The following is an 11,262-nucleotide window of genomic DNA, read 5'->3' as shown; positions in this document are numbered from 1 at the left end:
GTTCTTTATATAAAAAAGTGCCAAAATTATAGACGCTCAAAAACATGGAAGCTATGAATTGCATAATTATTGATGATGATCAACTGTCGCGTAAAGTTATTGAAGAATTTGTAAAAAAATCCGATTCATTAGAATTAATTGCCTCTTACGATAATGCTATGGACGCTATTCAGGCGTTTAATGGTCCGGATACCATCGATTTAATATTTCTCGATATAGAAATGCCGGAAATGTCTGGGCTCGATTTCTTAAATACACTGGACAATCCACCACAGATTATCATAATATCGGGCAAAGAGAAATATGCAATCGAAGCTTTCGAATATGATGTTACAGATTATTTACTCAAGCCCGTAAGTTTAGCCCGTTTTATAAAATCAGTTAATAAAGCACGAAAACGGTTTGATAATGCTGCCCAGGTTTCAGGAGAGACCAGTGATGAGATCTTTATCAAGAAGAAAAACTCTACGCTTGTACGCCTGAATTATAGTGATATCATATACATTGAGGCGCTCGAGAACTATGTGATTGTTGCCACCTACGAACATCGGTATACTATACACTTTACTATGAAAGCCATAGCAAATAAGCTCCCTGAAAATAAATTCAAGCGGGTGCACCGGTCTTATATCGTCAACGTAAACAGGGTTGATATGATAGAAGATAATACCATTGTGATGGGTGAAAAAACAGGCACAAAGGTAATACCCATCGGAAAATCGTACAGAGATGACCTTATGGACGATTTAAACCTGATTTCCAAATAAAACACTTTCTGATAATCGATTTTTGAAATGCTGAGTAACCGCCAGCTCTTTTTTGAACATGTAGCGCAAACAACTACCGATCCTCTTGGATTAGAAATTGTAAGTGCCGAAGGTATATTTCTACACGCTGCTGACGGGAAAAAATATATTGATTTGGTTTCGGGCGTTTCGGTAAGTAACGTAGGCCATACACATCCAGAAGTAGTGGAAGCTGTACAGAAGCAGGCAGCAAAACACATGCATTTGATGGTTTATGGAGAAATGATTCAAACGCCGCAAGTACAATATGCCGGGCTGCTTACCTCAAATCTGGCAGCACACCTGAATACGGTATATTTTGTAAACTCCGGCAGCGAAGCTGTTGAAGGAGCCATGAAGCTTGCCAAGCGCGCCACGGGTCGTTCCGGTATTGTAGCTTTTCATAATGCATATCATGGTGGCACACAAGGGGCGCTTAGTATACTCGGTAACGAGCAGCTTAAAAGACCATTTAGGCCACTTTTACCAGGAATTACACATTTGAATTTCAATAAATCCGGGGAATTATCCTTAATTGACCAAACTACAGCCTGTGTAATTGTCGAACCAATTCAGGCCGAAGCGGGAATTATAGTCCCTGATATTCAGTATGTTAAGGCACTCAGGCGCCGCTGCGATGAGGTGGGTGCTTTACTTGTTTTTGACGAGATACAAACAGGCTTTGGCAGAACAGGGAGGCTTTTTGCCCATGAGCATTTTGGCGTTACTCCTGATATTATGACCATTGCCAAAAGTATGGGTGGCGGAATGCCAATTGGTGCCTTTGTGGCAGAACATTCTTTGATGAAACAATTAACTTATAACCCGGCATTGGGGCACATTACAACGTTTGGCGGACATCCGGTTTCCTGTGCTGCTGCATTGGCTTCACTCAAAGTAATTTTACGAGATGACCTTGTCAGTAGAGCCAATGAAATAGGCGCTGTTTTTCGGGAAAAAATGCAACATCCACGCATAAAAAATGTGCGTGGTGAAGGCTTATTTCTTGCCGCAGATTTAGAAGATATTTTTATTCCTGATTTTATGAAGTTTGCAGCTCAAAACGGCATAATTTTCGATCCTTTTCTTTTCAATTCAGAAGCATTTCGCATTGCACCCCCGCTTATTATATCTAAAGAGCAGGCAATTGAAATTGCTGAAAAGTTGGTTGCTTTGATCGATAAATTTGTGAAGACAAAGAAATAGAATGGAATAAAAATATAGATTAATTACAATCGTTAAGATAAAAGAAATAAAGTAAGGAAAATGTTGAGAGTATTGATGTTGATTGTGTTGATGTGGCTATCCCTTTCTGGAATAGCTCAAAAAGAGCTTGCCAAAAGTGTAGACGATACCTTGTATGATTATTTTACCCGTTTGCGTACCATTGAAAATATTAATGATAAGCTGGCTTTAAATGATTCAATACGTGATGTTTTTAGTAGAGTTCTGAAAAATAAAGATTCATTTAAACATGAATTTGATACTCTAAAAACCATTGGCAAAGTGATGTCGCCTGATGAAAAGTTCAGATTGATCAACTGGAATATAATTAAGCCCGACGGAACATATAATTATTATTGCTTTGTTCAATATTATGACGATGATAAAGAGCGCATTCGCCTTACAGAATTGCACGATCAATCAGACAGTATTCAGAATCCAGAACAAAAGGTACTAAGCGCCGATGAATGGTATGGTGCTTTATATTATGAAATTGTACCGGCCCAAACAAGACGTCCTAATCATTATCTATTGCTTGCATGGGATGGAGGTGATTTATTCATAAACCGAAAGGTTATTGATGTAATTAGTTTTAACTCCAGAGGTATACCGCGTTTTGGTAAAAGCGTTTTCAAATTCAAAAAGGAACGAAAAAAACGTGTTATTTTCGAGTTCTCTTACATGTCCACAATGAGGTTGTTATACGATGACGACCTCGATATGGTAGTGTTTGAACATATGGCACCCATCAAACCTTCTTTAAAGGGACAAAAAATGGCCTATGGATCTGACCTAACCTTTGATGGTCTGGAATATGAAGATGGGAAATGGATCTTAAAAGAGAATTTAGATGTAAAAAACAGTAAAAAGCAATTGAATAAACGGAAAAAAGATATATCTTATACTTTTTGACAGATTAAAACTATGGCTTTTTTACATAAAATATTACGTACATCTGTTTATATTGTTGAAGACGACCGGGACTTCCAACGAGTACTCAAACAGGTTTTTGCCCGGGGCGTAGAAAATCATAAAATTTTCACATTTTATTCCGCCGATGATCTGCTTGAACAACTTAAAAGCCAATCCGCGAAGAAAATCCGGCGTAATGTGGTTATTATTTCGGTAAGCGCTCATGCAAAAGAAACAAATAGTGTTTTTGAAACCATAGAGCGTTTAAAGCATTATTTACTTAACACTCATGTAATACTTTTATACAATCCCGGAGAGCTCGAAAACGATGAGATGGAGGTATACAAGGCCGAACTAATTGTAGATGATATAATCATCAAAAATAATTTTGCGCGGTTGCGTATTCAGAACTCTATTCGTAGAATACTGAGCCGCGATGATTTCGAATGGCGCCGCAAAATTCTCTATTTTGCTGCTGCAGTGGCTGGTTTTTTCTTTATAACCACCTTGCTTCTGTTTCTTATTGCATAAAAAAAGCCACCCCAATCACTGGAATGGCTTCTTGTTAAATTTTATTTTGTGACTTAAAGCGTGTAATTATTTCCGTCCGGATTATTATTGAAAGTGTTGTTGGCAGTGGCACTCTCAATATCGTTGATGGTTCCCTGGAAATATACGCCATAGCTTTCACTATCCTCAATAGTAGAATTCGTTATGGTTAAATTTCCGTTATTCAGTCCGCCAATTATGGCATTTACATCAACGAAATCATCCAGATCCATTTTTGCACCACCTGCCCAGCTTACTGTTGTGTAATCGAATGAGTTGCGGGCATCGGCTGTTTTAATGAGTATACCACCCCAACGGAGTTGCCCCGCCATATTCGAGGTGGTTATGGTCACCTGCGCTGATGATGTGCCGGCAGAGCTAAGGTAACTGCCACTGTTTACATTAATGAATTTATCTTCCTCAACCTCAACGTAAACACCTGCATCCAACGTTAAACCTGCGCTCATGTTAAGATTTCCGGTCAGGTTGTAGGACGCACTACCGGATAAGTTTACCCAGGTAGATTCTGCTGTAAGTGTACTTCCGAATATTTCTACGCCATCATACCCATTACCGGTAAATGTGGTATTCGGGTCAATTGCTCCAGCCTGGTCGGCTTCGAGTCCTATAGCCGTAAAGCTGTTGCCGCTGAAAGTGTTATTGGCGAAGTTTTCAAGTATTCCATAGCGGATGTACATGCCATAACCATCTCCATCGCTGATAGTACTTCCTGTCAGGGTGAGCTTGCCGCCATCCATGATGGCAATACTAGATTTCAGGTCGACGAAATCAGCAAAGCCTCCCCACTGAGAATTACCCGCTGCGTTGATTTCAACATTTGAAAGATTGTTGCGTGCATCAGAAGATTTAATAGCAATGCCTTTCCAGAAAAATCCGGATTCTGCTTTGTCTGCATTAAATTTAATCATCTCACCGCCCGAAGCATCGGCCATTAAAACACCTGTACTTTCAATCTGGAGCTTTTTGTCGGTGCCTACATCAAACTCAGCACCCGGGTCAATGGTTAGTTCTCCTTCAATGGATACATTGCCGGAAATCAGATATCGTGCATTTCCAGCAAGGTTTGCCAGGGTTATAGCGTCCGATTCTGATAATGTAGAGCCGAATATTTCAACATCTGATGCATTACCGGAAAAAGTGGTTTGAGCATCAATCTGACCTGCCTGCTTAATGTTCAAACCAATGGCATTGACAGTGTTGTTTTCGAATGTATTGTTGCTAAATGTACCCAGATCACCATATCGGATATACATCCCATAAGCTTCACTATCGCTAATAGTAGAATTGTCCATATTTAGGAAGCCTCCGCTGTGTATACCTATATTGGCACCCAAATCTACAAAATCTGAAAATCCTGTTATTTCAGTACCTCCACCATATTTGAGGTCGGCATATGAAATGGTGTTGCGATTGTCTGAAGACTTAACCACCAAGCCGCCCCAATACTGGTTTCCAGCTTCATTGGAGCTTGTAATTACAATGCGATTGCCTTCTTCTCCCACTGCACTAAGTACACCTTCCTGGTTAATATTTACTCTTACGTTTTCGTCGATATGAACCAAAACACCCGGGTTTATTGTAAGCAAGGCTTCGAGGTTTAAGGTTCCGGTTATTAGATAATCGGGTATAGCGGGGTCACTTACATGGTCGGCCCATACTGCATCAGAGTCTAATGTGCCGCTTACTTCTATGGTTTCGCCTGCTCCGCCTTCAATGGCTGAAACTGTAATTAAATCTGTGTCTTCTTCGGCGCCGTTAGAAACAAGTAGTTTAATAGAATAGGCTCCTGCTACATCGGGCGTAAAACTTGCAGTAACGGACGTTGAATTTGTTATTTGGGCAGAGCTCTGATCAGGAGCTGTTTCAATGGTCCATAAATACGTAAAGGAATCTCCTGTGCTGGATCCTGAGCCATCCAATGTGGCTTCATTGCCCACCGATACAGTTAGGTCACCGCCTGCATTGGCTGCTACTTCATCTGCCTGCTCGTCGTCTGTTGCTTCCTCGCAGGAGGTCAATATTAATGTTGAAGATAAAACAGCGAGGAATAGCCATTTGAATGCGATGTGAGTTTGATTAATGAAATTCATATTGTTAGATTTTTTTGAGGTTTGGACAATTAGACATCTTTATATCTTAAATGTTTTATTATTTTCTGAATTAACGTGAATTTAACAACGGCATAAAAAACAAAAGCTGCATAGTTTTTTGACTATGCAGCTTTTAGTACTATTATGTTTTTATTGGTTAGACGGATCGTATGTTTTTATGATTGACCCATGCGATCAATGAAAGCATGATAAGCATTCCGATACTGATGTACACAAACATTGGGATTGGTACAGGGTCCCCTCCGGCGTAGCTGTGCAGCCCTGAAAGGTAGTAGTTTACGCCAAAGTAGGTCATCAGTACTGATAAAAACGCATAGACCGATAAAATATTGAATACGAAAAGGCCATTCATATTTTTCACAAGCCGCGCATGCGTTACAATGGTGTATACAATAATGGTTATTAAAGACCAGGTTTCTTTAGGGTCCCATCCCCAGTAGCGGCCCCATGATTCATTGGCCCATACTGCTCCCAAAAATGTACCAATGGTAAGAAAAATAACACCGAGGATCAGTGTTTTATGATTGATGACCGTTAGACTTTCAATGGTTTCGTTTATGCGATTTTTGTTCTTTTTACCTTGCAGCATAAAAAGTATCAGGTTAATGATGCCCAATATCGCACCCAACCCCAGAAATCCGTAACTGCCTGTAATCACCGAAACATGTAACGTCAGCCAGTATGATTTTAATACCGGAACCAGGTTGGTGATTTGCGGATCCATAAAGCTCAAATTGGCAACCATCAAGGTAAATCCTCCAAGAATAGCTGTGGCAGCAAGGGAGAAAGAGGAATATCGCTTGAAAATAAAACCAGCTAACACTGTAACCCACGAAACAAATATCATTGATTCATATCCATTACTCATGGGAGCATGGCCTGCAATGTACCACCGGATACCCAAACCTGCTGTATGGGCAATAAAACCAATTAGAATTAATATTAGAAATGACCGGTTGATCCAGGGATTAAAGTGCTTGCCAGAAATAATGGCTCCAACAAGTATGAAAAGGTATATTAAACCTACGGTTGCATAAAAGGGAAACAGCTTTTTAAAGATGTTCCATCTGTAATAACTAATCTCCAGATCTATTTTGCTTTGAGATGGCAAATCGTATTGGGCATGGGTACGTTGATATTTTTTTATACCATCAAGAATTTCTTTGGCTTGTGCGTATTTACCGGTTTTTTTGGCATTCATCACCTCTTGAAAATATATGCCTGTTACATCTTTCAGAAATGCTGAATCTTCAGGGTTTTGTGTGTATTTCCATGCATTTTCCGGCGTTTGCCATTTGTCAATAGTCGAATCTTTTGCCGGAAATATTCTGAGAAACCTACCCGTAAAAATTCCGTAGCAAATATTCACCCGCTCATCAACTTTAATGAGTTCCTTGTCTGCTTTGTCGCGTTCAGCTGGCGACTTGGCATATACTTTTTCCACCATGCCACTGAGTGTGTAGCCTTTGCCCGGTAGCACAATGTCCGTATAAGCTGCATAGTTTGAATTAATACCTATTATTTCTTGTACATGTTCGTTACCAACTTTTATAAAAGGGATATGGATGAGGCTTTCGGGGTTAATGTGCATTTCGAGAAAAAACTGAGCGGGGTTCATACCTGCAACTTTAGATTTTCTCGATAACTTGCGCATTATATCCGATGCCAGTGTGTTAACCGGCTTTGTTCTGCCCTGTTTGTCTTGTATCAATAATTCTCCAAACTCAAAGGCATGGCTTTTGGTAACTACATTTAAGGGTGGTTGATGCGTGTGCTGCTGAGCCTTTAAATTACTACCCGGGGTTAATAAAAACAATATAAGCGCCAATGCACCTAACGATTTGATTTTGGTATTACGTAAATATGTATGTTTACTTACCAGCGACCATAAAAAGCCAAGTGTAAGCAAAAAATAACCTATATAAGTTATAGTTGTTCCGGCTGTATCGTGATTTACCGATAAAATTGTTCCTTTTTCATCCTGATCGTAGGATGATTGGTAAAATCTGTATCCCTCCATTTTCAAAATATTATTCATGTAAATATGATATGGTTTAGGCTCCTTGCCTTCCTGGTAAATGGTTACATGGCTCGAAAAAGATGAAGGGCTGTGAGACCCCGGGTACCTTTTAATCTCAAAGTCATTGAGATATATTTTGAAAGGTAGTTTAATCGTTTTATAGCCATATGCAAAGTCAAGGGTTGTTGGGGTAAAATTTACTGTTGAAATATTGTTTTTAAATTCCCTGCTTTGCCATACAACTACTTGCTTACGCTCATTTTTATGTGTTACATCGAAAATCAGTGCAGGCCGACTTGTTCTGTGGTTTTGCGCTTTTACCGGTACTGCTGTTATGTTGGCTGAGCTGTACAGGTCTTGTGCAACAAGATTAACGTTGGCAGTTTGGTAAAGCTTTTTTGTTTCAAGCGGGGTTTGTCCATTGGTAAGCTTTCTCTGTTTCTGGGTGCCCATTTTGCCCTGGGCAATGGGTGTTTTGGAGGTTATAAAAAACGTATCATTTTTGTAACTAAATCTGATGTCGGCCGTGGTGTCAGTTTTAGAAAATGCTACTGTCAGCATTCCGTATTGTTTCGTCTCTCCTTGTGTTATGTAGGAAAAACCCCGGTATGCGCGGCCGGCCAATACAAATCCGATAGTGGGTTTTCCTTTTTCTGTTTCTACCGCCCGCTCTATGGCAGCACTGTAGTTTTTAGATAATGCTATGTGGTATGTTTCTCCATCAGCTTCTATTGTTTCCTCAAATGCTTCAGGATTGCTTATGTCATAATTAAAAAGATTTTGAAAGTCTTCTTGTTCACCGGTTTTGATTTTTATGGCCTTCTCCTGCAATAATATTTGCGAAGATGCCTCTCCCTCTCGAATATGCATGGTCCCCTCGTAACCAAAATATCTAGTAATTGCTGCTCCAAGTAGTATGATTATAAAGGCGAGATGGAATAGTAAAACCGGCCATTTCTTTTTTTTGTAAAGTTTACGGTCGAATATTGAACCGAAAAAATTAACGGCCAATAGAAACAGTAATAGTTCAAACCACCAGGCATTATAAACTGCATTTTTGGCGGCTTCAGGGCCAAAATCATTCTCGATAAAGGTGGCCAGACCCATAAAAAAAGCAGCCATGATCAGGAGTACGACCATGGTTGCTGGACTGAATAGTAAATTCCTTAAATGTCTCATAGTTGATTTAATGTAATGTTTTAATTTAGAGTGCTACCCAGATTGCATTATTTTGGCAAGTCGCTCTTTGTCTAATATTTTAATGTTACTTCCTCTTACCTGCAATATACCTTCTTCATCAAATTCCTTTAAAAGTCTTACAGTACTTTCTTTCGTCATCAGTGTTAGTTCTCCTATTTCCTGCCTGGTTAAGCAAGAGTTAAATTCATCAGAGTTGAAAACCTGATCGCTAAGGTATAACAGCCCTTCGGCAAGTCGTCCATTCATCTTTTTCTGACTGAAACTTATAATCTTTTTTAAACTTGCTAGTGCTTTTATACTGATATCTCTAAGAAAACCTTCTGCAAAATCGCCGTTATCATGAACCATTTTTTTGAGCATTTTCATTTCAATAAAACATACTGTTGAATCTTTAACAGCAACAAGATTGAAATAATGCGTATTGTCGATAAAAATACCAGGCCCGCCTATGAGTCTGCCTGGTTTAACCAGCGCTATAATAACCCTTTTCCCTTCGTCAGTTTCTAAGTATAATTTTGCTAATCCGCTGGCCATAAAAACAGCATTGGGGGTAGGCGAACCTTGCTTAAAAATTACCTCTCCCGCTTTATATTTGGCTTCAAAACGGCTGGCGTCTATTTCTTTGATCTGTGCTTCAGTTAAGTTTTTAAAATTGTCCCATGCTACAGGGCAAGATCCACAAGAATTACAGGGTTTAAAATCCATCGTTCAAAAGTATTAATTTTTATAAACAGTCCCAGTTGATATATATCAACACATAAGTTGTGCTTTTGTAGTTTTCTAATTGTGAAAATTCAACTACTTAAATGTAAGTAATCATATGCAAAATCCAATCCCAAAGTGGATATATGCGTATTTTTATCTAGAATATTTTTTGTGACACGAAGCTTTAATTTATTAAATACTTAATTAAATGAAAAACAATAAAAATCAGAGGAATATGAAAAAAACATTAAACTATCTTTTAGGTTTATCTACACTGTTTGCAATGAGTTTAACAACTAGTTGTGAAGGCCCTGAAGGCCCGGTTGGCCAGGATGGTCAGAATGCAAGCGAAGTTTGTAAAGAATGTCACAATGAAGAGAAACACGATTCAGTAGATGTGCAATATGCATCCAGTATACACTTTGCGGGTGCAAATGTGGGTTATGCAGGAGGAAGAAATGATTGTGCTGCTTGTCACTCGCACGAAGGTTTTCTTGAAACACAAAGAACCGGACGCGATACAACGGCTGCCAATATTCCAATTCCAACAGCTATAAGTTGTAATACCTGCCACGATGATCACTATAGTCTTGATTTTGAAAACGATGGTCCAGATTATGCTATGCGTACAAGGGAAGCCGTTACCTTATTAATAGATGGTACTTCGCTTGACTTTGAAGGTAATAGTAATTTGTGTGCTAACTGTCACCAGCCACGCACACCAGCTCCTTCTTCAAATGACGGCACTTATACAATTTCCAGTCCTCACTATGGGCCACATCACGGTCCGCAGTCTACCATATTAGAAGGTATGGGTGGTTATGAACTGGCTGGAAGCGCATCTTACCCGGAGCCAGGAACCTCTACACACAGAACAGGTTCTTCTTGTAATAATTGCCACATGGCACCTGCTGCTGATAATAATTCTACAGGCGGACATACTTTTGTGCCCAACATGGCCAGCTGCACAAGTTGTCATACCGATGCTTCAAGTTTCGATATTAATGGTGTACAGACTGAAGTTGAAACAATGCTGGGTGATTTAGAAACAGAACTTATTAATGCCAGTATTATTAATGCCGACGGTGATTTGCTTGACGATAGTGGTGCTGTCCTGAATTACGGCAGTAGTCTGAACCTTACAGTTAATGAGGCAGGAGCTTTTTTTAACTATGAAACTGTTTTGGAAGACCGCAGTATGGGTGTTCACAACCCGGCTTATGTTAAAGCGTTGCTTCAGAACTCACTCGAGGTTTTTAATTAAAATTAGTACCATAATATAAATGTGGGAGCTTTATGTAAGGCTCCCACTATTTTTAAGCTGATGGTAGAATCAGGAATTATTTGAAAAAAGTTAAAAACATGAGAAAGATATTCATTCACTTATTTTTTCTAACCGCAGCAATATTTTTGTGGGGTTGTGAGTATACTGCTTTTGAGGCTGAAGCATTACCTGAAGTTTCAGAAGATGTAAGTTTTGCCAATGATGTGGAACCAATATTCACCGAAGCGGGTTGCACGGATTGTCACAATGGAGGACAATCACCTAACCTGACTACCGGAAATGCCTATAACAGTCTTACGGGAAATCCGGAGTATATCGATTTGAGCAGCGATAATAATATTTACACAATGGCTGCCCCGGAAAATTCCCATTTTAAAAATTATTCTGCAGAGCAAGCTGCACTTGTACAAGCATGGCTTGAGCAAGGAGCTCCAAATAACTAAAAAGAAT

General features: G+C 39.4%; 9 protein-coding genes. 6 read left to right on the top strand and 3 right to left on the bottom strand.

Annotation, left to right across the window (positions count from 1 at the left end; translation table 11 throughout):
* Nucleotides 1–53: 53 nt before the first annotated feature.
* The 4 genes from ACTB0Y_RS01260 to ACTB0Y_RS01245 are packed head-to-tail and all read left to right on the top strand — an operon-like array spanning nt 54 to nt 3,452.
* The gene (locus ACTB0Y_RS01260; protein WP_463204968.1) at nt 54–767 is read left to right on the top strand and encodes a LytR/AlgR family response regulator transcription factor; all 714 of its coding nucleotides are present in this window, start codon (nt 54–56) and stop codon (nt 765–767) included.
* 27 nt (nt 768–794) lie between these two features.
* Entirely contained in the window at nt 795–1,991 is a 1,197-nt protein-coding gene (locus tag ACTB0Y_RS01255) for an aspartate aminotransferase family protein (RefSeq protein WP_463204967.1), read from the top strand.
* Nucleotides 1,992–2,051: 60 nt separating this feature from the next.
* Nucleotides 2,052–2,921 carry a hypothetical protein gene (locus tag ACTB0Y_RS01250; protein WP_463204966.1) on the top strand — a complete coding sequence of 290 codons (870 nt, stop codon included), beginning with the start codon at nt 2,052–2,054 and terminating at the stop codon, nt 2,919–2,921.
* A 12-nt stretch (nt 2,922–2,933) separates the two neighbouring features.
* The gene (locus ACTB0Y_RS01245; protein WP_463204965.1) at nt 2,934–3,452 is read left to right on the top strand and encodes a hypothetical protein; all 519 of its coding nucleotides are present in this window, start codon (nt 2,934–2,936) and stop codon (nt 3,450–3,452) included.
* Between the two features lie 53 nt (nt 3,453–3,505).
* Here the strand turns inward: ACTB0Y_RS01245 and ACTB0Y_RS01240 are convergent, their stop codons facing one another.
* The 3 genes from ACTB0Y_RS01240 to ACTB0Y_RS01230 all read right to left on the bottom strand — a co-directional run bounded on the left by ACTB0Y_RS01240 (nt 3,506) and on the right by ACTB0Y_RS01230 (nt 9,527).
* The gene (locus tag ACTB0Y_RS01240) at nt 3,506–5,581 is read right to left on the bottom strand and encodes a right-handed parallel beta-helix repeat-containing protein (RefSeq protein WP_463204964.1); all 2,076 of its coding nucleotides are present in this window, start codon (nt 5,579–5,581) and stop codon (nt 3,506–3,508) included.
* Between the two features lie 157 nt (nt 5,582–5,738).
* The gene (gene ccsB, locus ACTB0Y_RS01235) at nt 5,739–8,801 is read right to left on the bottom strand and encodes a c-type cytochrome biogenesis protein CcsB (protein ID WP_463204963.1); all 3,063 of its coding nucleotides are present in this window, start codon (nt 8,799–8,801) and stop codon (nt 5,739–5,741) included.
* A gap of 33 nt (nt 8,802–8,834) precedes the next feature.
* Nucleotides 8,835–9,527: a Crp/Fnr family transcriptional regulator gene (locus tag ACTB0Y_RS01230; protein WP_463204962.1), complete on the bottom strand. Its 693-nt coding sequence runs from the start codon at nt 9,525–9,527 to the stop codon at nt 8,835–8,837.
* A 235-nt stretch (nt 9,528–9,762) separates the two neighbouring features.
* Here ACTB0Y_RS01230 and ACTB0Y_RS01225 point away from each other — a divergent pair, with 235 nt between their 5' ends.
* Both ACTB0Y_RS01225 and ACTB0Y_RS01220 read left to right on the top strand, forming a co-directional pair.
* Complete coding sequence (locus tag ACTB0Y_RS01225) at nt 9,763–10,791, top strand: multiheme c-type cytochrome (RefSeq protein WP_463204961.1); 1,029 nt, start codon at nt 9,763–9,765, stop codon at nt 10,789–10,791.
* A 98-nt stretch (nt 10,792–10,889) separates the two neighbouring features.
* Nucleotides 10,890–11,255 carry a hypothetical protein gene (locus ACTB0Y_RS01220; RefSeq protein WP_463204960.1) on the top strand — a complete coding sequence of 122 codons (366 nt, stop codon included), beginning with the start codon at nt 10,890–10,892 and terminating at the stop codon, nt 11,253–11,255.
* Nucleotides 11,256–11,262: the final 7 nt, after the last annotated feature.

The organism is Salinivirga sp., assembly GCF_055145285.1.
This window is presented reverse-complemented; position numbering and strand designations above follow the sequence as displayed.

Coding starts and splice junctions, on each gene's coding strand:
- ACTB0Y_RS01245 (WP_463204965.1), top strand. CDS start 2,934: ATGGCTTTTTTACATAAAATATTACGTACATCTGTTTATATTGTTGAA.
- ACTB0Y_RS01220 (WP_463204960.1), top strand. CDS start 10,890: ATGAGAAAGATATTCATTCACTTATTTTTTCTAACCGCAGCAATATTT.
- ACTB0Y_RS01240 (WP_463204964.1), bottom strand. CDS start 5,581: ATGAATTTCATTAATCAAACTCACATCGCATTCAAATGGCTATTCCTC.
- ACTB0Y_RS01255 (WP_463204967.1), top strand. CDS start 795: ATGCTGAGTAACCGCCAGCTCTTTTTTGAACATGTAGCGCAAACAACT.
- ACTB0Y_RS01250 (WP_463204966.1), top strand. CDS start 2,052: ATGTTGAGAGTATTGATGTTGATTGTGTTGATGTGGCTATCCCTTTCT.
- ACTB0Y_RS01230 (WP_463204962.1), bottom strand. CDS start 9,527: ATGGATTTTAAACCCTGTAATTCTTGTGGATCTTGCCCTGTAGCATGG.
- ACTB0Y_RS01260 (WP_463204968.1), top strand. CDS start 54: ATGAATTGCATAATTATTGATGATGATCAACTGTCGCGTAAAGTTATT.
- ACTB0Y_RS01225 (WP_463204961.1), top strand. CDS start 9,763: ATGAAAAAAACATTAAACTATCTTTTAGGTTTATCTACACTGTTTGCA.
- ccsB (WP_463204963.1), bottom strand. CDS start 8,801: ATGAGACATTTAAGGAATTTACTATTCAGTCCAGCAACCATGGTCGTA.